Source organism: Mergibacter septicus, assembly GCF_003265225.1.
In the GTDB taxonomy this organism is placed as follows: domain Bacteria; phylum Pseudomonadota; class Gammaproteobacteria; order Enterobacterales; family Pasteurellaceae; genus Mergibacter; species Mergibacter septicus.
In genome coordinates this window covers 53,101-79,481 of record NZ_CP022013.1, presented here as the reverse complement: position 1 = coordinate 79,481, position 26,381 = coordinate 53,101, and the positions used below count along the sequence as shown (strand labels likewise).

At 32.4% G+C, this 26,381-nt stretch carries 22 protein-coding genes, 2 tRNA genes and 1 pseudogene; 11 read left to right on the top strand and 14 right to left on the bottom strand.

The genetic code is table 11. The annotated features are described in order from the left end of the window. Nucleotides 1–9: 9 nt before the first annotated feature. Both torA and torD read left to right on the top strand, forming a co-directional pair. Complete coding sequence (gene torA / locus CEP47_RS00430; protein WP_261919922.1) at nt 10–2,481, top strand: trimethylamine-N-oxide reductase TorA; 2,472 nt, start codon at nt 10–12, stop codon at nt 2,479–2,481. Then, complete coding sequence (torD, locus tag CEP47_RS00425) at nt 2,478–3,074, top strand: molecular chaperone TorD (protein WP_261919923.1); 597 nt, start codon at nt 2,478–2,480, stop codon at nt 3,072–3,074. Before torA ends, torD begins: the two co-directional genes overlap by 4 nt. Nucleotides 3,075–3,114: 40 nt before the next feature. On the opposite strand, the gene CEP47_RS00420 is transcribed toward torD, so the two are convergent. Next, nucleotides 3,115–4,416 carry an L-cysteine desulfidase family protein gene (locus CEP47_RS00420; RefSeq protein WP_373463116.1) on the bottom strand — a complete coding sequence of 434 codons (1,302 nt, stop codon included), beginning with the start codon at nt 4,414–4,416 and terminating at the stop codon, nt 3,115–3,117. Nucleotides 4,417–4,743: 327 nt separating this feature from the next. On the opposite strand from CEP47_RS00420, the gene CEP47_RS00415 reads away from it, so the two are divergent. Next, nucleotides 4,744–6,033 carry an NAD(P)/FAD-dependent oxidoreductase gene (locus tag CEP47_RS00415; RefSeq protein WP_261919925.1) on the top strand — a complete coding sequence of 430 codons (1,290 nt, stop codon included), beginning with the start codon at nt 4,744–4,746 and terminating at the stop codon, nt 6,031–6,033. Nucleotides 6,034–6,240: 207 nt separating this feature from the next. Here CEP47_RS00415 and CEP47_RS00410 read toward each other — a convergent pair whose 3' ends face one another. Next, complete coding sequence (locus tag CEP47_RS00410; protein ID WP_261919926.1) at nt 6,241–7,119, bottom strand: LysR family transcriptional regulator; 879 nt, start codon at nt 7,117–7,119, stop codon at nt 6,241–6,243. A 118-nt stretch (nt 7,120–7,237) separates the two neighbouring features. Between CEP47_RS00410 and CEP47_RS00405 the strand changes: the two genes are divergently transcribed. After that, entirely contained in the window at nt 7,238–7,480 is a 243-nt protein-coding gene (locus tag CEP47_RS00405) for a DUF2798 domain-containing protein (RefSeq protein WP_261919927.1), read from the top strand. A gap of 217 nt (nt 7,481–7,697) precedes the next feature. On the opposite strand, the gene CEP47_RS00400 is transcribed toward CEP47_RS00405, so the two are convergent. The 7 genes from CEP47_RS00400 to CEP47_RS00370 all read right to left on the bottom strand — a co-directional run bounded on the left by CEP47_RS00400 (nt 7,698) and on the right by CEP47_RS00370 (nt 14,960). Next, nucleotides 7,698–7,771, bottom strand: a tRNA-Cys gene (locus CEP47_RS00400). 8 nt (nt 7,772–7,779) lie between these two features. Then, nucleotides 7,780–7,855, bottom strand: a tRNA-Gly gene (locus CEP47_RS00395). A gap of 216 nt (nt 7,856–8,071) precedes the next feature. Next, the gene (locus CEP47_RS00390; protein ID WP_261919928.1) at nt 8,072–8,977 is read right to left on the bottom strand and encodes a tyrosine-type recombinase/integrase; all 906 of its coding nucleotides are present in this window, start codon (nt 8,975–8,977) and stop codon (nt 8,072–8,074) included. Continuing rightward, nucleotides 8,970–10,784: a MobH family relaxase gene (gene mobH, locus CEP47_RS00385; protein ID WP_261919929.1), complete on the bottom strand. Its 1,815-nt coding sequence runs from the start codon at nt 10,782–10,784 to the stop codon at nt 8,970–8,972. Before mobH ends, CEP47_RS00390 begins: the two co-directional genes overlap by 8 nt. Before the next feature lie 104 nt (nt 10,785–10,888). Continuing rightward, the gene (locus CEP47_RS00380; protein ID WP_261919930.1) at nt 10,889–13,675 is read right to left on the bottom strand and encodes a YadA-like family protein; all 2,787 of its coding nucleotides are present in this window, start codon (nt 13,673–13,675) and stop codon (nt 10,889–10,891) included. 474 nt (nt 13,676–14,149) lie between these two features. Then, nucleotides 14,150–14,533 carry a hypothetical protein gene (locus CEP47_RS00375; RefSeq protein ID WP_261919931.1) on the bottom strand — a complete coding sequence of 128 codons (384 nt, stop codon included), beginning with the start codon at nt 14,531–14,533 and terminating at the stop codon, nt 14,150–14,152. A 112-nt stretch (nt 14,534–14,645) separates the two neighbouring features. After that, a complete protein-coding gene (locus CEP47_RS00370; protein WP_261919932.1) occupies nt 14,646–14,960 on the bottom strand; it encodes a hypothetical protein in 315 nt (104 codons plus the stop codon). 402 nt (nt 14,961–15,362) lie between these two features. Here CEP47_RS00370 and CEP47_RS00365 point away from each other — a divergent pair, with 402 nt between their 5' ends. From CEP47_RS00365 to rnhA, 6 genes are read left to right on the top strand one after another with little or no spacing between them, the layout of a single operon-like run. Further along, nucleotides 15,363–15,815 (top strand): TIGR03757 family integrating conjugative element protein, encoded by a 453-nt coding sequence (locus CEP47_RS00365; RefSeq protein WP_261919933.1) that lies wholly within the window; start codon nt 15,363–15,365, stop codon nt 15,813–15,815. Then, nucleotides 15,812–16,750, top strand: a complete 939-nt coding sequence (locus CEP47_RS00360) for a TIGR03756 family integrating conjugative element protein (RefSeq protein WP_261919934.1) — start codon at nt 15,812–15,814, stop codon at nt 16,748–16,750. The genes CEP47_RS00365 and CEP47_RS00360 overlap by 4 nt, the downstream gene beginning before the upstream one ends. A gap of 2 nt (nt 16,751–16,752) precedes the next feature. Continuing rightward, nucleotides 16,753–18,111 carry an integrating conjugative element protein gene (locus CEP47_RS00355; RefSeq protein ID WP_261919935.1) on the top strand — a complete coding sequence of 453 codons (1,359 nt, stop codon included), beginning with the start codon at nt 16,753–16,755 and terminating at the stop codon, nt 18,109–18,111. Continuing rightward, nucleotides 18,111–18,620: a DUF2726 domain-containing protein gene (locus CEP47_RS00350; protein WP_265482656.1), complete on the top strand. Its 510-nt coding sequence runs from the start codon at nt 18,111–18,113 to the stop codon at nt 18,618–18,620. The genes CEP47_RS00355 and CEP47_RS00350 overlap by 1 nt, the downstream gene beginning before the upstream one ends. A 3-nt stretch (nt 18,621–18,623) precedes the next feature. After that, on the top strand, nt 18,624–18,881 hold the full coding sequence (locus tag CEP47_RS00345) for a hypothetical protein (protein WP_261919936.1): 258 nt from the start codon (nt 18,624–18,626) through the stop codon (nt 18,879–18,881). Then, nucleotides 18,875–19,342, top strand: a complete 468-nt coding sequence (gene rnhA, locus CEP47_RS00340; RefSeq protein WP_261919937.1) for a ribonuclease HI — start codon at nt 18,875–18,877, stop codon at nt 19,340–19,342. The genes CEP47_RS00345 and rnhA overlap by 7 nt, the downstream gene beginning before the upstream one ends. 582 nt (nt 19,343–19,924) lie before the next feature. Here the strand turns inward: rnhA and CEP47_RS00335 are convergent. The 3 genes from CEP47_RS00335 to CEP47_RS00325 are packed head-to-tail and all read right to left on the bottom strand — an operon-like array spanning nt 19,925 to nt 21,399. Then, entirely contained in the window at nt 19,925–20,479 is a 555-nt protein-coding gene (locus tag CEP47_RS00335; protein WP_261919938.1) for a hypothetical protein, read from the bottom strand. Then, nucleotides 20,472–21,197, bottom strand: coding sequence for a hypothetical protein (locus CEP47_RS00330; RefSeq protein ID WP_261919939.1), 726 nt, complete (start codon nt 21,195–21,197; stop codon nt 20,472–20,474). The genes CEP47_RS00335 and CEP47_RS00330 overlap by 8 nt, the downstream gene beginning before the upstream one ends. Beyond that, nucleotides 21,184–21,399, bottom strand: coding sequence for a hypothetical protein (locus CEP47_RS00325; protein WP_261919940.1), 216 nt, complete (start codon nt 21,397–21,399; stop codon nt 21,184–21,186). Before CEP47_RS00325 ends, CEP47_RS00330 begins: the two co-directional genes overlap by 14 nt. Before the next feature lie 205 nt (nt 21,400–21,604). On the opposite strand from CEP47_RS00325, the pseudogene CEP47_RS00320 reads away from it, so the two are divergent. Further along, nucleotides 21,605–22,317 (top strand): annotated as a pseudogene (locus tag CEP47_RS00320) (IS5 family transposase). 146 nt (nt 22,318–22,463) lie between these two features. On the opposite strand, the gene CEP47_RS00315 reads toward CEP47_RS00320, so the two are convergent. Next, nucleotides 22,464–23,102, bottom strand: a complete 639-nt coding sequence (locus CEP47_RS00315; protein ID WP_261919941.1) for a YadA C-terminal domain-containing protein — start codon at nt 23,100–23,102, stop codon at nt 22,464–22,466. 189 nt (nt 23,103–23,291) lie between these two features. Then, on the bottom strand, nt 23,292–25,955 hold the full coding sequence (locus CEP47_RS00310; RefSeq protein ID WP_261919942.1) for a S1 RNA-binding domain-containing protein: 2,664 nt from the start codon (nt 25,953–25,955) through the stop codon (nt 23,292–23,294). Nucleotides 25,956–26,381 lie beyond the last annotated feature (426 nt).

Here is a 26,381-nt window from a genome sequence, read left to right as displayed (position 1 = left end):
GAACGAATAATGGAACAATCACGTCGTCAATTTCTGAAAAATATGTCTGCTATGGCAGCAACATTTGCAATGCCTAGTTTCCTAGTTTCAAAAACAGCGTTCGCTAGTGAAAACGATAACCCAGCAGACTGGAGAATTACAGGGTCTCACTGGGGAGCGATTCGAGCCAAAGTTGAAAATGGTCGAGTAAGTGCAATTAAGCCTTTTGAATATGATCAATACCCAACAGAAATGATTAATGGGATCCAAGGATTAATTTATAGCGAGAGCCGTATTCGCTATCCGATGGTACGCTTAGACTGGTTAAAAAACAGACACAATAGTAATACTGCACAACGTGGTGATAACCGCTTTGTGCGTGTTACTTGGGATCAAGCCCTTGATCTTTTCTATGAAGAATTAGACCGTATTCAAAAAGATTATGGTCCTTGGGCATTACATACTGGATTAGTTGGCTGGCGATCAACAGGACAATTCCATAGCTGTGGTAACAATATGATTCGTGCTATCAGTATGTTTGGTAATAGCGTTACAACCAGTGGTGATTACTCCACTGGTGCTGGGCAAGTCATCTTACCTTATGTCCTTGGTTCAACCGAAGTATATTCTCAAGGTACATCGTGGGAAATTTTACTTAACCAAAGTAACAACATTATTTTCTGGGCAAGTGATCCAGTGAAAAATCTACAAGTAGGTTGGAACTGTGAAACCCACGAAGCTTACGCTTATTTAGAACAATTAAAACAAAAAGTAGCAAATAACGAAATTAATGTTATCTGTGTCGATCCAGTTAAAAGTAAAACCCAAAATTTCTTAGGCTGTAAACATCAATATGTCAATCCTCAAACTGACGTTCCGTTTATGTTAGGGTTAGCTTATACCCTTTATACCGAAAATTTATACGATAAAAAATTCCTTGATGTTTATACCATTGGTTTTGAAAAATTTGTGCCTTACCTCCTCGGTGAAAGTGAAGATAAAATTGCTAAAACACCTGAATGGGCAGAAAAAATCTGCGGCATACCAGCAGATGAAATTCGTCAATTTGCTCGCTTATTAGCTGGAAAACGTACCCAATTAATCTTTGGTTGGGCAATTCAACGTCAGCAACATGGTGAACAACCATACTGGATGGGTGCAGTTCTTTCCGCAATGTTAGGTCAAATTGGTTTACCGGGCGGAGGAATTAGTTATGCTCACCATTATAGTTCAATTGGTGTTCCAAGTTCTGGTGCTGCAATGCCAGGTGCATTCCCACTCAATATTGATGAAGGGCAAACACCAATTTACAACAATACTGATTATAATGGTTATAGCCCTGTTATTCCTTGTGCAAGAGTCACAGATTCTCTGTTATATCCGGGTGAAAAAATTCAATATAACGGAAAAGAAATCGTTTATGCGCCATATAAAATGGCTATCTTCTCTGGTTGTAACCAATGGCATCGCCAATCTGAACGCAACAAGATGAAAAAAGCCTTCCAGCGTTTAGAAACCATCGTTTCAATCAATTATAGTTGGACGGCGACTTGTCGTTTCTCTGATATTGTCTTACCTGCTTGTACACCATTTGAACGTAACGATATTGATGCTTATGGCTCTTATAGTAACCGTGGTGTGATTGCAATGCAGAAATTAATCGATCCACTCTATTCATCACGTCCTGATTTTGAGATTTTTAAAGATCTCTGCCGCCGTTTCGGTAAAGAAAAAGAATACAGTCGGAATATGGATGAAATGGAATGGATTGAATACCTTTATGAAGGTTGTCGTACTGAAAATAAAGGTAAATTTGATATGCCACCATTTAAAGAATTCTGGGAAAAAGGTTATGTCTTATTCCCTGAAGGAAAACCTTGGGTCAGACACGCAGACTTCCGTGAAGATCCTGAATTACACGCATTAGGTACACCATCAGGTTTCATTGAAATCTTTAGCAATAAAATTGCAAGCTATAACTACCCTGATTGTAAAGGACACCCAATGTGGTTTGAAAAAGAAGAACGCTCTCACGGTGGTCCACACTCAGATAAATTCCCATTCTGGCTACAATCTGCACACCCAGATAAACGTTTGCATTCACAATTATGTGAGTCAAAAACGTTACGTGAAACTTATAGTATTCAAGGGCGTGAACCGCTGTATATCAATCCACAAGATGCAAAACGTTTAGGTATTGCTCATGGCGATTTAGTCCGTGTTTATAATGATCGGGGACAAGCGATTGTGGGAGCACACCTCTCAGATAACTTCCCACCGGGGGTTTTACGTTTACAAGAAGGGGCATGGTATTCACCATTGAATGCAGAAATTGGTTCTATTGATACTTATGGTGATCCAAACACTATGACCCTTGATATTGGTACATCTCGCTTAGCACAAGCAATTAGTGCAAATACCTGTATCGTAAATATTGAGAAATATATTGGTGAAGCACCAGAGCCAAATGGCTTCCATGGTCCAATTGAAGTAACCCTATGATTAACTTAACTGGTGAAGAAAGAGTTTTTCTCTATACTTGGTTTAACAATCTACTTGGCAACGAGTTGAGTGAAACTCAATTACAACAATACAATAGCGGTATGTTTCAACCGCTATTTGAATTGTTCAAGCAACTTGGATTTAGTAATCAGATTCATGCGTTAGAAACTGCATTGACTGAATTAAAAGATCAGCCATTGAATTATTTAGAATTGGCAGCAGATTATGCACAATTATTTCTTCTAGATAGTACCAGTAGTGCTTTACCTTATGCTTCAGCATATCTTGAACAGCAACAATTACAAGATAACTTACAGGCAATGGATAAGTACCTTAAACAGTACCATCTAGCAATTAATAAACAAAAAAATGAACCGAGCGATCATCTTTGCGTTTATTTAGAAGTTTTGATTAAACTTATTGAGCAAAAATCTCTAGCTAAACAACAGCAATTTATTCAACAACAACTGCTAAGTTGGTTACCTGAATTTATTGAAAAAGCATTAAAAATTAAAGTAAAAAGCCAATTCTATCCGCAATTACTTCAATTATTTTTTGCATTTATTCAACACGATCTTGCTGATAAAAACTAAAATGACAAAAACTAGCTAGTTATCTAGCTAGTTTTTTTAGCTAACAATCCTGTGGTTTTTCTGTCATTATTTGGATAATTTGCCGATCAGTATAAACCATACTCTGACGAGCAATCGCACATAAGTTATTAATAGAACGATCTACACAATGCTCTACAATCCCTTCACTCCCTGTTACTCGAGTATGATCTAATGCCATTAATACCGCTTTATATGCAGAGGAAACACCAGTTGAAACCTTCATTGCACAACTATTCGCTGCACCATCACATAGCACTCCGCTAATATCCCCAATCATACTGCAAATAGCATAACTGATCGTTTTAAAATCACCGCCTAACAACCATGCCATACCAGCCGCACTTCCCATTGCTGCAGTAGATACCGCACATAAGGCAGATAAACTCGGTAACTTACTATGAATATAAATTGCAACTAAATGCGACAAAAATAATGCTCTAACTAGCTTTTCATCATTCGCCTTTACAAAACGTGCCACAATCACTATTGGCATAGTAGCTGTGATGCCCTGATTACCCGAACCTGAATTACTCATCGCAGGTAATAACGCTCCCCCCATACGTGCATCAGAAGCAGCGGTTGTCCCAATGATAATTTTTGAAAGGAGATCATCAGCCAACAAGCCACGTTCAATTTGTTTTTTCAAGGTTAATCCAATATGTAAACCATATTGATGGTTTAAACCTTCTTCAGATAAAGCACTGTTAAGTTTTTCTGCTTCAGCAATAAAGGCTATTTTTTCTAATTCAACTTGGATTGCAAACTGATACAAACTTTCTACCGTCAGCACTTCAAAAATATTCTCCTGATCGGATATTTCAATTTGTTTAACTGGTTGTTGATATAAAAATACACCATTTTTTTCAATTGAAATCACATTCGTATGATTATCTTGGATACATACTCGAACATAATCATTATCTTGCGAAAAAAGCAGTGCTTCAGAATATAATGGATTATCCGTCTCCGCTATTTCAACACTAACTTGTTGATTTTTTAGCATTAACTTTGCTTGTTCAACATCACTAACTTGAATTTTTTTCAATACTTCAAGCCCTGCTTTTGGATCACCCGCAATAGCACCAACAGCCGCAGCAATCGGTAAACCAACCATACCTGTACCTGGCACAGTTACTCCCATTCCATTTTTCATCAAATTAGGCGATACCTTAGCCTGAATACATTTGACTGGTGCAGTAAGATAAGAAGCAGCAATAGCCGCAGCTAAGGCAAGTGAGATAGGCTCTGTACAACCTAAAGCTGGTGTTACATCTTTACGTACTAAAGCAACAATTTTATCTGCTATTTCTTGACTTAACATAAACATTTCATCAACTTAACTATCAATTATTAAGGGATTGTAAAAAGAATTCTTTTTATCGACAAGTTTATTCTTTATCTATTTTTAACTATTACATTAATTACAATACTTTATTTTTCTCTATTGGAAACGATATTCCTTCTGACTTTTAGCTTGATTGCAAACACACCACCCTATTTGTTAATCTTATGTAAAAACATTTAATATTTTTATTTAGTTGTAAATAAATCGTTTCTTACTTTACAGCATAATTAAAAAGCGTAGGATTAGCGCCAAAAGCCAAATGACAGAACCAAATTTTTTATTACATTTTAAGAGGAAAAAACGATGAAACGAATTCTCGTGGTCGGCGGCGGTGCCGGAGGGTTGGAACTTATTACCAAACTTGGAAATAAACTGGGAAAAAATCCTGAATTTGAACTTACTTTAGTAGATAGCAAGCCCAACCATATTTGGAAACCGCTATTACATGAAGTCGCAACGGGTTCACTTGATGCCAATATTGATTCAATTAGTTTTAGAGATCATGCCAAAAAACATCATTTTCACTTTCAAATCGGGAAATTACAAAATATTGATCGACAAGCCAAAAAAATCACACTAGCAGCAATGTATGATGAACATAATGAATTACTCCTTCCTGAACGGCAATTAGAATATGATATTCTCGTCTTAGCTATCGGTTCAGTTTGTAACGATTTCAATACGCCCGGAGCAAAAGAACATTGCATTTTTCTAAACGATGTGGAACAAGCTGAATATTTTAGAAAAGAAATGACGAATCAGTTTCTAAAATTACACAATAATCAACAAATGAAAACGCTTGATATTGCTATCGTTGGTGCTGGTGCAACTGGTGTGGAACTAGCCGCTGAACTCTTCCATTCTATTAATACCTTCCAATATTATGATCTTAAGGATCTTGATAATTCTCGCTTGAATGTTAATTTAATTGAAGCGGGAGAATCAATTCTTCCTGCACTCCCACAACGTATTTCAAATGCAGTATATACTGAATTAACCAAACTTGGAGTTCATATTCATACCAATACTAAAGTTACAGCTATCGATCAAACGGGCTTAACAACACATACTGGTACTCACATACCAGCCAAATTAATTGTTTGGGCGGCTGGTGTCAAAGCTCCTGATTTTATTAAAAATATCCCGGGTTTAGAAACAAATAAAATTAACCAATTACTTGTCAAACCAACACTACAAACAACACAAGATGATGATATTTATGTTATTGGTGATTTAGCCGCTTGCCCACAACCAAATGGCAAATTTGTACCACCAAGAGCACAAGCTGCCCATCAAATGGCGAGTTGTTGTTACCAGAATATTTTAGCGAAATTAAAAAACAAACCACAGAAAGACTATCTCTATAAAGACTATGGTTCCTTAATCTCTCTCAGTAATTATTCGACTATTGGTAATTTAATGGGAAATCTTGTCAAAGGCTCAATGATGATTGAAGGGCATCTTGCACGAATAATGTATATCTCCCTCTACCGTATGCATCAAATAGCTTTACACGGTATCTTTAAAACTGGATTAATTATGCTATCAGGACAAATTAATCGCATTATCCGCCCTAAATTAAAATTACATTAACTCTGAATAAATAACCCTTGCAATATAGGGTTATTTTCTTAAATAAAAAATAATGATCTAGGAATTATGGGGTTGTAAACGGATCTATTATTCATATAAAAATGAAAAGTTAATCAACTTCCTGTCACTAATTCTATTCTGGTAGCGTAACATTAAACTATATTGTTACTTATCAGTACCGAATGTACATTATACTGTAATACCTATTTACCATTTTATAGATAACACTGAGTTTAGAAAATTTAATACTGATATACTATTTTCATTAATTCGAGATAATTGCTTTAAATATAGGATTGGAGAGTTATCACTAATTGAGCGATAACAAACATTCTCATAGTTAAAAGAAGTAACTTCTTTAGGACAAATACTTACGCCAAAACCAGCCGAAACACAGGCTAATACACCTAACATACCTGACGTAACATAATGGGATACGTTTATTTGTTGTCTAAACTGTTCTAATAATACTTTTTCAATTTGACCATATGCAACAAAGGGATAACGGCTAATCTGTTCCAGAGATAGATGCTTAGCACCAACCAAAGCATGATCATGAGGTAACACAGCAATATATGTCCATTGAGATAATCCATCAACTTTGATTCTTTTATCATTAAAATTATTATTAAAATCATCAGATAGAATATACGCAACGTCAATTTCATTTTGTAATAAAGCTTGCGGTGCTTTTTGAGGAAGAGTTTCATTAAGTATTAATTTCACTTGCGGATACATTTTTTGAAAATACTGCAAACATTGTATAAAAGTTTGATTGATCATCAAACTGCTAAACACCCCTATTCGTACTGTCCCTAACTCACCCGATATAGCTAATTTAGCAATTGTTTGACTGTATTCAAATTGCTTAATAGCTCGTTCTGCTTCAATTTGAAATAAACGTCCTGCTTCTGTTAGCGAAACCGTACGACTGGTTCGTTCAAACAATAATCCACCTAATTCATCTTCAAGGGCTTTTATTTGCATACTTAATGCAGACTGTACTATATGCATTTTTTGTGCAGCTCGACCGAAATGTAACTCCTCTGCAACTGCTAAAAAGTAGCGTAAATGTCGTATTTCCATAATATTAATCACTTATAAAGATTAATCTATCATTATTATACATTTAAATAAAATAATTTTATATGTAATAATCACCCCTATATTCAAAAATTAATTTTTTATTAAATAAGGAAAATAAATGAATCGAGGATTTATACCCAAAAAATACGCATCTCTAGTATTTACTTTTTATCGAGCTTCAATCATGGCTTTTGTGATGTCTTCAATTTTAGTTGCAATCAATACAGGCATTGATGTGATGTACTTTAATCGTATGTTCCATAGCTACTGTATTGCTATGCCAATTGCTTTTTTTGCTGCTGTAATCACAGGACCACTAGTTAAACGTTTAATGGAATTAACAGTAAAATCATCAGAGTAGAAATTAAAGTATTTCAATACTTAAAATCTTTCGCAAGAGAGAACGTACCACCAAACTCCCCTGTTAAATTCATTCTAAAGAAATGCCCTTTACAATATAGGGTTATTTTCTTAAATAAAAAAATAATGATCTAGGAATTATGGGATCTAAATTTAAGAAAAATGTAAGATACTTTTATTTTAATGACTTTTAAGACAAACAGAAGGGGGATTACTAATGGAGGCGTGTCCCGGAGTCGAACCGAGCTACATGGATTTGCAATCCAGTGCATAACCGCTTTGCTAACACGCCGAGAAACTTGGAGCGGGAAACGAGGCTCGAACTCGCGACCCCGACCTTGGCAAGGTCGTGCTCTACCAACTGAGCTATTCCCGCAGAACTGATTAACTAATAAATGGTGCCCGGGGCGAGACTTGAACTCGCACAGCTCGAAAGCCGAGGGATTTTAAATCCCTTGTATTTCCTTTTGTCTTATAATACAGTCACATTTTCTGCTGTATTATTAATTTCGACTGTTCGATCTTTTAGATCGAAATTCATTCTACACTATTTTGTGTGTATGTAAACCCTATTTTGTAAAATAATAAAATTTTATAATTTTTCTACACAATTTCTTAACATCTCAACATTGTGATCTATATAACCCAATGTTGTTTTAATACTATTATGTCCTAATAATTTTTGTGTAATATATAAATTTTTCTCTGGATCACGCATTAAATTCGTTGCAACAGTATGCCTAAATCTATGTGGAGATATTTTTGTTTTACATAATTTTGATAACTGTTTAAAAATATATCCCAATTGATTTCTATTCATATCCTGATTTTTCCTATAAACAGTAGCTGAGAATTTATTAATATTAAATAATTGCTCATGTTTATTGCTACGTAATTTCTGGTGCTGAATTAGTATTTCATTTATATGCGGTAATAACCGATTTGAGATTGGAATAATATGATCATTATGGTTTTTATTAATATCTGAGGAAATAAATATCGTTCTATTTTTTATATCAATATTACATATTTTCAACTGTAATAACTGACTACTACGCAATCCTGTGCACTGAAATGTAATTATCAACGATCTAATGAACCATGCGGGCTGCAAAATTTCTCTGTCTAAAATATATTCTAATTTAGTTAAATCTTGATCATTGATAATTTTTTTTGCCCGTTTTCCTTCTCGTAATGATACTCCACTAAATGGATTATCTATTCTATCAACAAATTTATATTTAATCGCAAAATACATTAATGCCCTACAATGTCGTAAATAATTATTAAATGTGACGGGTTTTATTCGTTTTACTAATTCAGTACGCCACTGTATAACTAATTCTAATGTTATTTCACTAACTAAAATTGTTTCAGATGAATATTTCAATAATTGATTCACCGCTTTTTTATAACACGTTTCAGTTTCTGGACGTAAATATTTATAGTGACAGTATTTATCTAATAATTCTCGAAATGTGATATGATTATTACCCATTATTAGTATTCTCCAGTAATGTTAAATACATATTATCAAAACACTGTTTATCTCCGAAAAATAGTGACATATCACTAACTAAGTATCCCTTAACACAAGTTCGTTTTCTCGGTCCAATAATCTCACACGTCCATATGTTTAAATCTGAATTTTTTTTATGTAGTCCAAGCTTTTGGAAATTTTTTTGAATACATTTCCAATGTTCTTTTGTGCCAAATTTTTCTAGTGAATATTTTTGGAAAATGCCCGGTGAAACTAAAAAAACAGATTGATTGACAATATGTAATTTTGCATTAGCTTCATTGACAGATAATTTTCTAGATGAAATTCCCATTTTGATCCAATTTAGAAATTCATTTGTATTATTCAAATCAGGTAAATTTAGTTTATTACTATGATTAATATCATTCAATGTAACTTCTAGCATATCCTGTTGATTTATTTTAAAATTTTGAGAACCATCACAAAAATTGGTATCAACATCTAATTCTGAATTGGTAGATTTGAATAGGTTTAGGGTAAAATCTATATCAGTTCCTGACTCAGTTTTACTATTTTCAGCCTTACTATTATCTTCTGGTTCAGTTTTACTTATATCAACTGTATCTTCTGACCCAGTTTTACTTATATCAACTGTATCTTCTGACCCAGTTTTACTTATATCAACTGTAACAGTACCATTAAACAGCTCCGGTCGTTGTTCTATATTGGTCCAGATTTTTGATGGAGATAATTTTAATAATGTAAATGAATTTTCGGGTTGCCAACCAGAATTAGAGGAAATTTTACAGTGCCAGATAGCTTTATTTTCAGGAGTTGATTCAATAATATTATGCGATTGCATTTCATCAAATAATCGACTATTTTGACTCGGTACATTAACGCCCTGTTGCAGTAAATATGCCCGAACTTTATCTGTGACAGTTTTACTCATTAGCCACAAAGAATCATCTGTTAGCCATCCATCACTTCCCCCTTTAGAATTATTCAGTTGCAATTCGTGCTCTAATAAATAGCGTAATGCTATTAAAATTTGCTGAGACAGAGAACGAGTTGGTTGCTGAATTTTACTAACATCACCGCCCAGAAATTGAGCTACACTAGTCTGATCAGCTTTTTGTACTATTTCAGATAATACACCGCTTTTATCATAGTGTCCTGCTGCAAAATACATTAACGCATTAAATACATCATTATTTTTAGCTAACCAATTCAATCCTGTTATGGGAATTAAATAGCTGCCAATCATAGCACCCATCACATGATGTAAATTGTAATCTCTATTTTTAATATATTTAAATCTATATGGTTTTTTAATTGTACCGTGCCATGGAAACCAACGTCCCTCTCCTTGCACCTCAATTTCTATATCAACTACAATTTTTGCTATATCATGAACTAATGCTGCATAAATTACAGCAGCAGTCCACATTTCAGATTGTCTAGACTGATCCTCAGGAGCCGAATTAGGAGGCAACAGATAGCTCTGCCGTAATTTAACCGCAATACTAACAACTTCTAATCCGTGATCTAACATTCCCCCCTCATACGAATGGTGATGATTTTCTGAAGCGGGCAATAATTGTACTAATTCAGCATAACGCTCAATCGCCGTTCTATACAGTGTATTAAACAAATTTTCAGACATTGATACATTCTGATAAATCAGTCGTACTAATTTTTTACGTAATTGAGTATCTAATAATTTTGTTGCATGTTCAGGATAAATCCATCCTGGTGATAATTCATTTTTAATATTTGCAACAGGTAAATTTTTACGTTTAAATAATGATCTCAACCAATACATAGTAGCCTTTTCTCGTTAAAGCCTTTTGGCCTTTTCGGGTAAGCCTGTTTCCCTTGGAAACGCTTACCCTTAAACCCGACAGGGTTTCCCCTTACCTTTTCTTTTTAAAAACCAACGCTAAATCCTGCAGAACCTCCTACATTGTTATAACTATCAATACTAGTAGCTAAATTCAGATTAATACGTTGATTATCACTAGTAATATTTAACGCAACAGCAACTGCAGACTGTCCTCGATAATAGCCTGTTCCTACCCCTAGTGATACTCGATGAGATGGAATTGTTCGAATACTAGATATTGCTAGTGCTGACGCAATACCTGCACGATTTTGTTTATGTAAATTGTGCATTTCAGAACGTACAGTATTAATTCTGTTGTCTGTATAATGTTTTAACTCAGTTTTAGCGTGTGAAATTTGACGATTTGTATTAGATTTAATTTCATCTAATTGAGCTGGCGTTATTGTATTTGATGGTAAATTAGATAATAAATTATTGAATTTATTGTCTGTATATTTATTAGCGTTCTCTAGCGTTTTATTATCATGAATATCAATATATTTTTTCAACTCAACCTCTTTATTTGCTAAACTATTATTAGTATGTGTTTTAGCATTCTCTAAATTACTAGCATCTGACGTTTTGACAAATTCTGTTAATTCAGTTTTGAGATTATTTAAATCATCAGAATTAATATTTGAATTTGAGCTATTTGAATTTGAAACTTTACTTAATAATTCGTTTTTTAATTCACTGTCTTTAGTATCAGCATACGTTTTAGCAGCAGTAAATTTTGTATCAGTATAATTTTTTAATTCATTTGCATAACTAATCACTGCATATAATTGACTACCATTTACTGCATCAGTACTAGTATTTGAAATACGTCCTGCACCGATGTTTGTCAAAATACGTTCATTATTAGCTGAACCAAAACTCACCGTACTAATTGCATTTGCTCCAGCAAAATTATAATTATGATTATTTATAGAATAATTGGCGGTTTTATTTAATTCACTCGCAGTTGAATTATTTCCGATAACAACACTATTCGTTATATCAGCGGGAACAGTAATATTGCTACCAATAACAATATTATCATCACTATTAATTGTTGAATTATTTCCGATAACAACACTATTTACGCCAGTAATTGTATTTAAATTGCCAATACTGATATTATTCTCATTCGTGACAATACTCGCATTACCTAGACTGATTGAGTTTCGTCCTGTTACTCTGTTCGCTACTCCGATCGCGATTGCGTTCTCACCGATATTATTCACATTATTGAGCGTTAACGACTCTTTCAACGCTGCTAACGCTTGTTTTTCTCGTTCTAACGTTGACAATGCAGAATCAGCTTGTCTCGCTGTTTCTTTCTGATCCGCAGTGGGTTCTAAACGTGCAATAGCTGCATTTTCATTCTCAATAGCACGATTTGCCGCAGTTTGTTTTTCTGTTAAATCATTCAGTTTAGCTGTTTCTTTTGCAATGGCTCGCTCTAAATTGGCTTTAAATTCTGTAACAAATTTACTATTTAATTCTTCAACATCTTTAATATTTTTGTTGTACCAATTTTGTTGGTTGTATCTGTATGGAATTAATGCGGTTTTAAATTCTCCCATTTTAAATACTCTGGTTTCGTCGAGCAATTTACTTAATGCATCTTCAGCAATAACTTTTTTTTGCAATGCTCTCAATTTCTCATTTTCTGTTGTATCATTATCATAGTGATATTGATGATTTAATATCTCGATTTTCAAATTCGCTATTTGTTTCTGAAAATCATTCAATTTTAGAAATGCATTTTTTGCTGCTTCTTTTTGCTCTGAGGTAATTAACGCTGGAGACAATGAATAGAATTTATTTATATTTTGTATCTGTGTATTTGTAACAGACTCTAATTTTTTTATTAAGCTACTTTTGTCTTCATCAGATAATCTGCCAACTTTCTCATTATTTTTTGTTACATTAATGTTGTTACTGAGATAATTTTCATCAAACCTTAAATTTTCAGTCCCAAATCTAGTAGGAGAAATATTGTAATCAATATCAATGTAAAAATTTAGATGTCCGGCTCCGATGGTGTTATTATTATTAATTGCTACTAGTTCATTAGATACTTCCCCTCTATTATTTATCACTTCATAACCAATTCTACCCAAAATTTTATTATCATCACTAATTAAAAAATAATTTTTATGATCAAAATATTTTGAATATAATAATTTATTATCAACCAAATCTCCCTTAGCCTTAATGTAATTATTAATATAATCTTTATAATAATTCAAATCATTATTAATAATTTCATTATAGCCATCTTCAGCTTTTGATTTTAGTTCTTGAGCTAATAGCTCTAAACCATTTTCTGTTCCACCTTGATCCACCGGAGCAACTTTTCCCAGATCGAATCCATCCAGCGTTAGTATTTCGTGTGTTCTGGCATCAATTAATTTTCGTTTTTCATCGTAAATTGGACGATAATCATTCAGATTTTTTGTCGCATCAGCTAATGCAGGATTTAAAACTGTTTCAATGTATTGTCGTTTTTCTGCAATTTGAGCCAGTGCTTGCTTAACTTCTAATGCTGTTCTGTACTTACGTTTGTAATCAGCATCTAATCGAGCGATCTCACGCTCTTTTGCAGTAATTTGGTTTAGTCGTTCAGCGTTTTCTCGTAAACGTTGTTTTATTTGATCTGCTGTTAAATTATCGCCAGTTGCAACTGCATTTCTGCCAATCGCAATTGTATTTGTTCCCGTCGAAATTCCCCCACCAATTGCAAGTGAATTTCTGCCTAGTTCTAAATTCGTTGTAGCTGTAGCGTTCAATGTGGATAAAGATAAAAAAAGTGGGGTAATTAATACTAATTTCGTTTTATTCATCTGAGCTCTATCTAAAAAGTTATAAAAATGTAGGGAAAACTTATTAGATAAAAACATTAGTTAGAAATATATAGAAAATTATTTATTTAATTACAGAGAAAATTTTGTATAGTATACAAGTAACTAAAAAGCCGTAAGTTTAAATAAAATCTTACGGCTTTTGGGATTATTTAACTAATAAACAATCGCTTTTAGAATGTTTAATTACGGAGAAAAAATGCAAATACAAACCGTAATTAGTAGGAATTTGTTTCAAAAATCGTACATTCCTTTTGTTTACACTCGACTGCCAGGCAGCTAGGGCATCAGATTCTAACGATTGAATAAAGTTGAAGTTATTATTAGAGTCACTTAAAACTCGATGATGAATAGAAACTCTCATACGTATTTCCTATTTATATATGCAGGAAATACTTTCTCGCTTGCGGGAAAATATTTCCCACAAACGAGAACAGATAAATGAAAGGACGAATATTAGTGAATTAAATAGTTATTCACTACAATACCAAATATAAATGTTATAATGGAAACACTGATACAAATTCGCAAATATTGTAATTTGATCTCTCTTTGTTTCTCTTTATATTGGTTTTCATAAGTGAGCTCTAATTCGTGTTGAATTTGCTCAACAATATTACATATATGTTCATCAACACCTAGATGAACCATAGCACTCTCTTTCATGCTATCTTTCAATTTAGATAATATAGAACCTAATTTATATCCCATTTTATAAAAACGAGATTTTTTATTCTGATATTGATCTAATAAATCAATTCTGTTGAAATTGTTTTCATCAAATTCAACAAATTCGACGGCATTTTGAATGTCGTCATTTAAATTAATTGAACGAGTCATAATCATTCTCCTAGTATAAAAAATAAAGGGAAAATGATCGACCCATAGGGAAATCATTTCCCCTTAGGGTGGAATTATCTTACAAAATACAAAAATGTAAGATGGTATTTAATTAGAAATGCAATTTTTGTAGATATGGCAAAATTGTTATAAATCCAACCATCATCGAACCAATGATTAAAATCAATCGATTTTGTGATTTTGTTATTGCTGATTCTAAACGAAATTCCATTGCTTTCATTTCACTACGAACTTCAGCAATCTCTGCTTTTACTACTGCAATATCTTCTTTTGTCGCCAACATACGCTGACTTTGAGATAAAGCCCCATCTAATTCCTCTGCCATCCGTTCGGCTTGTTCTAGAGTATAGAGATTATCTCGAGACAATCCTTTAATAAAACGATGTTTATCAAATTGAATTATCATAGTTGACTCCACTATTAGCTCCTTTCATTGGTTATGTAGGGAGCTTACTCCCGCAGGGAATAAAAACTCCCTACGGGGTGATGTAAAATAACGCCTAACTATCTTTTAGATAGACTCAACTTAAGGCGTTGTTGAGTTGGGCGGTCATTTGGATAGCACTTTCCAGACCAAGTGCCGTATCGTGTCATTTATCAACGATAAACAAAGGCTTTAAGACACTGCCTTTCTTTTTAATTTATCATAAATGATGATAAATAAGTCCTACCCAGTATTACACAATTTAAAATTAAAAATCAATAGTTTTTTGTTTTTTTTGGATAATGAAAAAACTATATATTTTTAGCAAATTTTCTTCAAACTAATAATCCTAATAGTCCCATAAATTACATACAGGAGACTGTAATGAATAAATCGTTACAATTTTTGATTACGCTATTTTCACTATCATCCGTATTCTCAGAGATTGCGTCTGCTGAACAAATAGATGGTATTAAAATTGAGGTATTCACTACACAAAATTATCATATTGATCATGCTGAGTTAGCTAATGCAGTTTATCAGTTAGATAAACTAAATACACTAGAGCACAATTTCTCTCAATATTTTAATTTACCGAATGATCCAAAGAAAGCGGAAATAATCGCAAGAAAACTAATACACAGTCCAGAATTTAATGAATATCAAGCGAAATTGACTAATGCATATAAAGGGATAATAAAAGGTTTTCAAAACGGAATAAAAAAAGTTCCTGCGATATTATTTATTTCTGAAAATCACAATAATGCTGTTATTTATGGTGTAACAGACATAAAAAAAGCAATACAAATTTATAAAAAAGCGGGAGCGATGAAATGAAGACATTGAAACGCTCGTGTATCGCTATATTACTAGCAACAACAATTGGTACATCAAATGCTACCATTAATACCATTAAAATAATGGAATCTAGTGCTTCAAGATCTTGCACTGAATATCAAATTATCGGCGTGTGTTATTGGTTATACTGCTCAGTTTTTGGTTGCGTTATTAAGACATCTGTAAAAGTCAAACACTATCTACCTGAACAAGTAGTGTCTAGTTATAACTATAACGGAGATAATCCGTGGAAAGAAGTTGCTTCTTTTGGTAGAAGTATTAATGCTAGTAACATTGTTGAACGTTATCCACAATACTCTCGTCAACTAAAATTTAAAAATGTTGATATTATTGGGCATCCGCAGGGAGCAATAACGAATTTATTAAGCAAATTAGGCTATTACTGTAGCAGTCAAAGTTTCCCATTGAAAACACATTTTTTAAGTGGATTGGATGTAATTGGATGGCGAATGGGTATTCCTGAATCATTCTATCCAGAAGCTCTAATCCCAGGAAAAAGAGAAATAAACAAAGGGGGCGATTTGTGGGGAAATATTTATCCGCGAACAGGAGCAGTTACTCAAATACACGACTATAAAGCGGCGGCTGTAGTAGCTCAACGAGCAGCTGATATTATCTCTAGAACAGGACAAATCCATATCTATTTACCAGCTGCCCAAAAACCCAAACCATCAAAAGGTTACTGGCCTCCACCACCAGTAGATGAACAAAAAAAATCATCACATAAATGGCAAATGCTATACCCAAAAATGGAAAGAACATGTTCAAACTTTCCTGATCGAACTTCAGCAAATGAAACGTATTCTGACAAACTTTCTCAAACAGGTAACTATACATGGGCATTATGGAGACCATATAAATGCTGTAAACGTCGTGGTCAGACATATTTAGGTTCCACTGATTGGAGTAATTAATAATGAAAAAAGTAAAATTTATTTTAATGAGTAGCTTGATTGTAGCTATAACAAACTATTCTTTTGCATCACAAAATTATATTCAAGCTACTGGCTCAGCAATCTCTGATAATGTTTATTATCAAATTGGCGGAGGTAATGCAATAATGACTCCACCTACTCGACAAAACCCTTATGCACTATCAGTTGGACTCGGCTGGAATGCGAATTTAACCTGTGGCAATTTTGACATTAAAACCACAGTGAGAAATCAGTTGAATAATGCAACTGAAGGATTTAAAGATCTAATGGGAAATATTATTCAATCAGCAACAGGAGCAGTTGCTAGTTTACCCGCAATGGTCATTCAACGAGCAAACCCCCAGCTTTACGATTTACTAACAAACGGTGTACTACAAGGAAAATTGGATTTTGCTAATGCCAAAACTAGTTGTGAAGCCTTATCTAAAAAAGCGGGTGATTATATTGATGATAATGGCTGGAATATAATTGCTAAAAAAGAAAATCTACAAGAAAAAATTCAATCAAGTGGTGGAGATGCAGTTAGAGCAACGAAAAATGCGGATAAAGAAGATGGAGAAAAGGGCATTACATGGATTGGTGGACAAAAACGAGGTGGTCGTGGTCAACAACCTATTAATGTAATTTTAGACACGGCTAAAGCGGGTTTTAACATCCTAAATGGTAGAACACCAACGAGTAACGCATCTGTTACGACCTCTTCCTGTTCAGGACTATTATGTGAAACATGGAAAAATCCAAGAGAAGCTAGCGAATGGCTAACAGAAGTTATCGGCGATAGAACTATTAATACTTGTAATCAATGTGGTCAAGAAAAATCAAGAGCTGGGACAGGTTTATCACCTTTAATTGAAAAAGAAACAAAATCTGTATCTGAAAAATTAAGTAAGGTATTACATGAAAGAGTACCCTCCACTGAAGATTTAAAATCGGTGAGTTCAGCATCGATTCCTGTTACAAGAGGATTAATTGAAGCATTAAAAGAAGATCCCGATCAAATTGTATTATCTAATCGTTTAGCCAGTGAAATAGCTGTTTCTCGTATACTAGAAAAAGCAATTTTAGCACGTAGAACATTATTAGCAGGTATGCGTGAACCTAATGTAGCTGTAAATGAGAAAGCACAGAAAGAGTTGGAAAAATCATTAATGTTAATTGATAGAGAAATTGAACAAATTAGATTAGAAATGGATTTACAACGTTCTATAACAAATAACACAGCTACTGTAATTTTAAATAAACGTTTTGCAAATCAATCAACTTCATATGATAGCAATACACCAACCGATTCTGATAAAAAATTCAGAGAATTAAGTCTACCAATAACTGGAGATAATTAATGTCTAATGAATATTTGATTTATATCGGACTAATAGCAATAACATTAATATTTTTATATATGGTGTTATATGAAATAGTTAATTATTTAAAATCAAAATTACAGTCCAAAAATTATAATGGTAATAATCAATATAAAAAAAGATTTATTTTAACCAAAACTGAATCACAACTATTTCGTTATTTGATTAATATATTGCCTAATCATATCATTTTAGCTCAAGTGCCGTTTTCGTGCATTATCAGACCGATTAACAATGAACGACGTTTATTTTGGAAAATCAATCAAAAACGAGTTGATTTTGTAGTATTAGATAAACGATTAAATACCGTATTTATTGTTGAACTAGATGATACAAGCCATTCTAGTAAAAAAAGATACGACATACAACGAGATCAATTATTTAACTCTTGTGGTATTCGAACATTACGTATTAAAACTAAAGATAATAATTTTAATACCGTCAAATATAAACTAGAACGATTTATTAACAAATATTTAAGGAACTAATTTATGGCTGAGAAACATATTGAGACTGTTACAATCAGTAAGAAACACTATGAAAATTTACTAAAAAGTGCAAATGCTAATGCTGTATTAAGTTACATAGCAATTAAATACCTCGAATACGTACAAACAGATCAAATTACTATTAACCAATTAAAAATTAAAGAAGCGTTTCGCAATACAAATATTATGGTTAATAGTTTTAATGAAAACAATAGCAATATTTTTTATGAAATACATATTATAAAGGAAAATTTATGTTAAAAAATGTATCTATTTTTACTGATGGCTCGTGTTTAGGTAACCCAGGACCAGGCGGTATCGGTATATTACTCAATTATAAAAATACAGAAAAACAAATTAGTCATGGCTACTATTTTACAACTAATAATAGAATGGAATTACGAGCAGTTATTATCGCACTAAATAGTTTAACCGAGCCGTGTTCAGTTAAACTATACAGTGATAGTAAATACGTTAAAAATGGAATAACAAAGTGGATTATGAAATGGAAACAAAATAATTGGTGTAATAGCCAGAAAAAAGCAGTACAAAATCAGGATTTATGGATAGCCTTAGAAAAGGCTGTTACTCGTCATCAAATTGAATGGTGCTGGATTAAAGGGCATAGTGGTCATAGGGAGAATGAAATTTGTGATAGACTAGCAAAAAATGGAGCTAAATATCCAAATCTAAAAGATACTGGATATTTAAAGGAAACTTAAAAATAAGTTTAATATAAGGAACACCACCTCTAACTAATAGGAAAATTTATGTAAACTGTTAATTATTATAGTATTGGTACTGTAGAAACCAAACTTGATTTATACTACATAAATATTTTATATATTAAGAAATATAAAATACCAGAAGAACTAGCTAGAAAACTCTATGATGATTACATAGAAAATGAAAAAATGGAGTTGATTTATGTGGCATTGTGTAGTTTGCATGGTATAGAGATTAAGAATCTAAGATTTGATGATATTTTTCAGCTTAATGGTGTTATATATTATTCAACTAAAGAGATGCATTATTTCTTACCACAAGATATTTATCAGCGTATAAAATAAAATTTTTCTTAAATATATTTTATTTCTGCGATTTTTAGTAAAAAATTTAAGCATATTTCTATGTTAGGAATTATTTCTTGTTAAAGTAACGTTTAATTATTTACCTATAAATAATAAAGAAGTCGTAATGACTAAAATGAAATTGTCATTAAAATCTGAGTATAAACGATACAAGAATTATATGCAGGTAGGTCACTTTGGTGGAAAATTATTTATTAAATAAAACTAAAATCATTAATTGGCGATCTTGAGTTTATCAATAGATGATCCTACTGCATTATAGGAATAAACATGATCGATTATTTCGCTACAATCTGACAATATGTGGTAAATTGCATCAAAATTATTAGATCTGATATCCCAATGATGTGCGATCGGAGAACTTTTGGAAGGGGTGGTTTGGGTTATTTCAATCAGATCAAGCATTTCTTTGTTTTTCATACAGGCTTTTCTTAATTTTTCCCTTATTAGTCGTATAGTTCGAGTTTTATCATCAAAGATAAAGGATGTGTTGGGTTTAGATGACAAAAAATTAAGAAAACTCTGAGACTCTTCTTCTAGAGTTGAGAATATTTGTAACATTTGAAAAAGGCTTATTGTTTTTTCCAGTTTTCCACTTTTTAATTTTCTTAAACGAAAAGCATCAGGCATGATAATATTATTTTGAATACATTCGCCCAACCTAGAATAGCGTAGCAAATGTATTACATTAGGCATTATTTTATTAAACTTAATCTCTTCATCTGGGCTAAAATGAATTTCTTTTGTTGGAATAAGGAAGTCATTCATCTAGTATCCTTAATAATTTTTTTATTTTTTTATTTGCAATAAAACTTCTAGGGGCGTTATATCTTCCATATATAAAATAGTCTTCATCGTCACAATCAGACGAGGAAAATTTTACATCATTTTCAGGCGTAAAAATTAAATTTAACTTAGATATGTATTCTTTTTTTACAAATATACATTCATTTTTTTTCCATAAAACCAGAGATATTTCATTTTCATTTACTATACTAAAAAACATTTCTGAGCTTATATTTTTTATTTCAGAATATTTGCTCAATAAATTGGATAGAGAATAGAAAAATTCCGAACTATCAGTTATACTGTCCCCATAATTCAGTATAAGATTACCTAGTTCTGTTAGTTGGTATCTGTTGAGAATTTTAGCACAATCTTCTAAGAAAGACTCTTTACCAACGATTCCGGATAGTTTTTGTATGACCTTTTGATATTCATTTGCCCAATCTTCTCTAGATTTTTTCTGGTATTGTATATCTTCGGGAGTGCTGTAACTTATATCGATATACAACATGTCCTTTAGTCTAAGTCTAAGTTTAAAACTATTCATAGCTTTTTTTAGTTCATTTTGAACACGTTCGGTACTATCTTTACTATCGGAAAAAGAGTGATTCTGAAAATGACTAGAAATGATCCCATAATCCTTTACGTCATAATATAGTAATAAATTCTCAAAATGATTAACGTATTCAGGTTTCGTCATTTTCCATATCCTCCAAAGCCTGCAATAAGGCTCGAAGATGTTTTTTTGTTAGTGCAACTGAAAAAATAGATTCACTAGAATCTTTCTTAGATAAAATTTTGCGTGACAAAAAATCCACGATAACAATATTTTTATCATCAGTAACACCTATACTTATTCCATCTGGAAACATAGGGGGGGCTATTCTAGTCACATCTTTCATAGAAAACCTTAATTAATAGTTGAAACTTGCATTCCTATCCTACCATTATGTATTATATAATTCAACTGCTCAATAAATTATGGAATAAACTTGAACGCTTGAGTATGAGTAATAGGGCGTGTTGATATTTTAAGCATAAAAAAATAAACGATATAGAAATTTGGTATAATTTAGCTTGCTACAACTTAGCAAGCTCGTACAAACTATGTCATTTAGACCTATTTTAACAGACTATCTTTGGAAACGCTTCACTTATTTACTCGATCGTATAGGGCGTGTTTACAATAAACCTGAACATCGTAATACAGTTGAAGGGGTTTTATACTATATTCGTATGGGTTTCCCTTGGCGTGATTTGCCCACTGAGTTTGGTTTGTGGGACACAATTTGTCACCGATTCAACCTTTGGTCTAAGAAAGAATGTTTGGCAAGAAGTATTAAAATTTTTAGGCAATATATTGATTATTAATGGATTTTTATTGATGGAAGTATCGTCAAATCCTACCAATATGCGACAGGTGCAAGTGGTCAAAATCGGTAAGTGATAGGTAAAAGTGCGACAGGCAATCGCACAAAAATTCATTTAGCAGTAGATAATTGTGGAAATCCTATAGATTTTATTCTGATTGGCAGAGAAGTTCATGATAGTAAAGCTACATCTGAATTTTTGGTATTGCTACCTGACTGTGAGATTATTATTGCAGACCGAGGTTATGATAATGAAGCCTTATGAGAGCTTATTTTAACTGAAACAAAAGCGCTTTCTGTTATACATTATCGCCATTTAGTTGAAAATGCGTTTGCCTTTTTAAAACAATACCGTTCCATTGCACTCGATACGATAAGTTAGTAAGAAATTATGTGGCATCTCTGGCAATAACTTGCTGTATTCGCTGGGGGAGATTGATCTTTGGTTAAGATTTGAACTTTAAAGATCAATAGCCCCTAGTATAATAAGATATTAAAGTACCGGTTAAAACCAGTAAATTTAATATGCCCCAAAATGAGGATAATATGGGAAAAGGCAACGCTATTTTAGCATCGCCTTTTGTATTCATGTTTATTTAATCTAGTCCTACACTAACCCCAGTCGCAGCCCCAAAACCTCCACGACTATCTGCCGAACCAGAAAGACTTAACACTACATTGTTAGTCGGAGCATATTTAATACCCACTGATACCGCAGAGTCACCTCGATATGAACCTGCTCCTGCGCCAATGGTTAAGCGTTTACCTTGAACGGGTGCAATTTGTGTCATAGCCATAGCTGCTGCCGTTCCTGCTCTAGCTTGACGACGATCTTGTTTAGATTGTTGCTCTAAACTATCAATACGACGGCCATTATTTTCAATGGCTCTCGCATTGTCGTTAATGCGTCGAGTATTATCCATTACACGTTGTGACGAAGCCTGAACGATACGAGTGTTTTCTGCAATTCTTTGATTTTGAGCATCCACTACAGATTGTTGTTCTGCAATTTTAGCGGAATTGCTTTTCACTTTTTCGGTTACTGGAATAAGCTGTTCTTGAACCACTTCATCAATTTTCACGACTGCTTTTTCCACTCTTTCTGCGGTTGCTTTTGCAGTTTCAGCAGATACTTGAGCTTGTTCAGCCGTTGTTTTCGCTGTTTGCGCTGTTTGTGTAGCATTTGTTGCTAAATCTTGAGCATTTCCTGCTGTGAAGGCTTGGTGTTCAGGCAATTTGAGAAACGTTATCTGCGTGAGTGGCGTGAAGCTTTCCGTATTGATAATGAAATAGAGAATGGAATTAAAGACAGTAATGTTTAAATCAATTGGGGCAAACTGATCTGAGCCCCAATTTTATCTTCCATGCCTATTTATAAAACCATATTGTTTTTTTCGGTTTACTATTTTAAAATTAAACTCCTTTTATATTATGGTTAAAGAAATTCTTTCTCTCATAGGGTCGCAGTCATCTATGTGAACATTGATTTTTGCGTTTATGTCTAATTTATTTGAATCAGTATGGATATTTGAATTATGTAAAAGCCCATTTACACCCCATTCATCTAAGTAAATTAAGTAACCATATTCAAGCTTCTTAACCACTTTTCCCATTATTGTTTTTCCTATTGGGGTTTTGGATAAGAAGCTTTTCCATGGTTCTTTAGATGAGCTGTTTAATAAATTTGATATTCGATCTTCACAATCTTTTAGTTCAGAGTATCTGTCGTATTCTGAATCTTTTTCGAATGTAGCTAAATAATCTAATTTTCTTTTTCGTTCTTCTGATAAGAAATCCATTAATAATTTACTGTTGGTTAGTGTGTTAGCGAAGGAAAGTTGATCATTATAACATCTGATATTCGACTTAATATTATTTACCACCCTTTCATCTGTAAAATGTAAATCTTCAGCAACGGCCGCAAGGTAACTTATATCACTTAATAAATATAAGTGAACAAAACCTGCTGGAGCTAGCTTTATTAACATATTTTCATCTATATCACTCTCTCTAAAATCTTCTGTTAATATGCAGTTGCTTTTTATTAGATATTCAATCTCAGATAAAGCAATATTCTTAGATAATCCAAAATTATTTAAAAAATCTAAAGTGTTATTTATAGAGATATATCCTTTCATTTTATTAATTGAAGGAGTTTCAGATGCTTTCATTGCATTATGTAAAAATCTCAAAATTATTAGTCTTGAAAAATAAAAAGGATTTTCAGGATCTTTTGCGTCAAATACATTTTTTATATAAGATTTCTCGCTATCATAAAAACGACGATTTAATCTTAATAGCACTCTAGATGCAATATAATAAGGAAGTTTATAATTTGGATTTGTTTTCATTGATAAAATAATATCTTCAGATAAATGACCACTACAACAAAAATCCATGAAGATTTCCAGTGCTTTTCTTATATTACTCCCAGATAATCCTGTAATTAATCGTCTTATATTATTCTCTTCATTCATAATAGATCGTAGAATACATACTAAATAACGAGCTTGATCTTCGGCTGGGTAGTTTATATGCATACCATTAGAAATATTGTAGCTATATATTTTTCCTGTGTGTTTGATTTTTCCTATTGATAACTGAATTCTAGATATTAGAATCTCTTTAAAACTCGGAGAATAAATTCTAAATATATTATCTTTTATTACAGTATCTAGTGGTGGGGTATTTTTATGATTATCATATGTTTCATCTCTCAATGGCAATAGCACTAGAGCTTTGAATGTATCTTTGACCCATTGAGATACATCAAACATAAATAATTGTTCATCTTTTAATCTTTTATCGCAATTATCAAATACAATTATTAATGATTTTTGTTTTTCTGTTACAAAGTATCTATAGTATGCAGTAAATAATTTATTTTCATCAGAAGAACATTCTCTTATTATCTTATAAAGTTCTTTGTTATAAGTCTTTTCGTCTCCTTTTAATAATTCTCCCTCACCTTTTTTGAACTTATTAACCTCCACGCTAAATATTTTCATTTTGGTTGCCAGCTCGTCAAAGTCTATTTTGGGGTGATTAGATTTAATTGACTCAATAAATTGCTTAATAATCCAATTATAAACTAAATCTTTAGATAAAGGGGCATTATTTAAGTTTAATCTTAACCAAACTAAATTATCATTTATTGTTTTATTTTTGGGTATAGAAACAAACTGTAAGTGATCAATAAAAGTTGTTTTTCCAGAACCAACTCCACCTATAATAAGCATAACTTTATTTGGGAATAGATTTTTATTGATGTTTTTTCCTATCTGCTCTTTAAATTCATTTGGTTCAGATAAATTAATTAATTCAATCCCATCTTGAGTTGATGGTAATTTAGCTGCTTTAACTACTTTATCTATATCTTCCATACTTCTTTTATTTAATTTAGAAGATATATAGCCTTTTTCTACAATATAACGTCTATCATCTATACTTTCTGGATTAAATATTTTTCCGAAAGAATCTGATATAGATAATCCGAATTGATTCTTAGGGATTTCTTCATTTTGAATTGAGCTTCCCCCAACAACCTTTCTAGCTTGAGTAAAGATTTTAGGTTTTAACTTGTTTATTAATGTTTGCGTATAGTTTTCTATTTGACTGAAAGAAATAAATTTTATCATTTCATGAAAGTCTGAATTATATAAATAATCATTTACCTCTATGATCCCTTTAGGATTTGAGTTATCAGGAGTTCCATACCATATAATCTTACCATTTGTAGCCATTACATATTTTACGGGGTTTATTTCACCATATTTTGAATTTAATTCATGAGCATACAACCTAGCTTCTCTCCATCCTTCATTTAATTCTTCTTTTGGTGATTTAGCTTCTATAACAAGAACTGGATATGCTTTTGAAGTCACAATGTAATCTGGAACATAGTATTTTTTATCACTACCTTTACCTATTCGTGATGATGGTATTGATTGTTTAGTTTTTATATTCTTTGCTGGTATTGATAGACCATATGGATGCTCTTTAAGTAGCATTGGCATAATAAATTTTTGTTCAACATCACTTTCGTTTTCGATATGTTGAACATCAATATCTAATGGTTTATTGTTCATATTTTTACACTTTAGGATTAATTGTTAAATTTAATATTTAAAAGCTAAACTTTAAATAAGTTTGTATAAGATTTCTTAGAACGACCATATTTCTCACAGATTAGGAATTAGTTTTGATAAATTACTCATATTCATTGTACCAATTGAATGCGAACCACGCTTTTCACAAATTCTAGGTGAGGAACAACAAATAGTTCTTGACATACAAGAATAAAATTTACCGAAATTTCCTGCTTTTAATACAAAAGTATTCTATGCTACATTATTATATCAATTATTACTGTAATAATTCTATTCATTATGATTTTCTAAAAATTAGAGTAATTTTTTTATCCCATTCCAAACCCAGTTATTATTTTTCCCCTTACGATGTATAAATATGGTCATTCGCCCATTGTAAGCATCAACGTATTCTGATTCAATAGC

Bases quoted from the DNA above. Each gene is read 5' to 3' on its own strand.
- torA (WP_261919922.1), top strand. From the start codon at position 10: ATGGAACAATCACGTCGTCAATTTCTGAAAAATATGTCTGCTATGGCA.
- torD (WP_261919923.1), top strand. From the start codon at position 2,478: ATGATTAACTTAACTGGTGAAGAAAGAGTTTTTCTCTATACTTGGTTT.
- CEP47_RS00420 (WP_373463116.1), bottom strand. From the start codon at position 4,416: ATGTTAAGTCAAGAAATAGCAGATAAAATTGTTGCTTTAGTACGTAAA.
- CEP47_RS00415 (WP_261919925.1), top strand. From the start codon at position 4,744: ATGAAACGAATTCTCGTGGTCGGCGGCGGTGCCGGAGGGTTGGAACTT.
- CEP47_RS00410 (WP_261919926.1), bottom strand. From the start codon at position 7,119: ATGGAAATACGACATTTACGCTACTTTTTAGCAGTTGCAGAGGAGTTA.
- CEP47_RS00405 (WP_261919927.1), top strand. From the start codon at position 7,238: ATGAATCGAGGATTTATACCCAAAAAATACGCATCTCTAGTATTTACT.
- CEP47_RS00390 (WP_261919928.1), bottom strand. From the start codon at position 8,977: ATGGGTAATAATCATATCACATTTCGAGAATTATTAGATAAATACTGT.
- mobH (WP_261919929.1), bottom strand. From the start codon at position 10,784: ATGTATTGGTTGAGATCATTATTTAAACGTAAAAATTTACCTGTTGCA.
- CEP47_RS00380 (WP_261919930.1), bottom strand. From the start codon at position 13,675: ATGAATAAAACGAAATTAGTATTAATTACCCCACTTTTTTTATCTTTA.
- CEP47_RS00375 (WP_261919931.1), bottom strand. From the start codon at position 14,533: ATGACTCGTTCAATTAATTTAAATGACGACATTCAAAATGCCGTCGAA.
- CEP47_RS00370 (WP_261919932.1), bottom strand. From the start codon at position 14,960: ATGATAATTCAATTTGATAAACATCGTTTTATTAAAGGATTGTCTCGA.
- CEP47_RS00365 (WP_261919933.1), top strand. From the start codon at position 15,363: ATGAATAAATCGTTACAATTTTTGATTACGCTATTTTCACTATCATCC.
- CEP47_RS00360 (WP_261919934.1), top strand. From the start codon at position 15,812: ATGAAGACATTGAAACGCTCGTGTATCGCTATATTACTAGCAACAACA.
- CEP47_RS00355 (WP_261919935.1), top strand. From the start codon at position 16,753: ATGAAAAAAGTAAAATTTATTTTAATGAGTAGCTTGATTGTAGCTATA.
- CEP47_RS00350 (WP_265482656.1), top strand. From the start codon at position 18,111: ATGTCTAATGAATATTTGATTTATATCGGACTAATAGCAATAACATTA.
- CEP47_RS00345 (WP_261919936.1), top strand. From the start codon at position 18,624: ATGGCTGAGAAACATATTGAGACTGTTACAATCAGTAAGAAACACTAT.
- rnhA (WP_261919937.1), top strand. From the start codon at position 18,875: ATGTTAAAAAATGTATCTATTTTTACTGATGGCTCGTGTTTAGGTAAC.
- CEP47_RS00335 (WP_261919938.1), bottom strand. From the start codon at position 20,479: ATGAATGACTTCCTTATTCCAACAAAAGAAATTCATTTTAGCCCAGAT.
- CEP47_RS00330 (WP_261919939.1), bottom strand. From the start codon at position 21,197: ATGACGAAACCTGAATACGTTAATCATTTTGAGAATTTATTACTATAT.
- CEP47_RS00325 (WP_261919940.1), bottom strand. From the start codon at position 21,399: ATGAAAGATGTGACTAGAATAGCCCCCCCTATGTTTCCAGATGGAATA.
- CEP47_RS00310 (WP_261919942.1), bottom strand. From the start codon at position 25,955: ATGAACAATAAACCATTAGATATTGATGTTCAACATATCGAAAACGAA.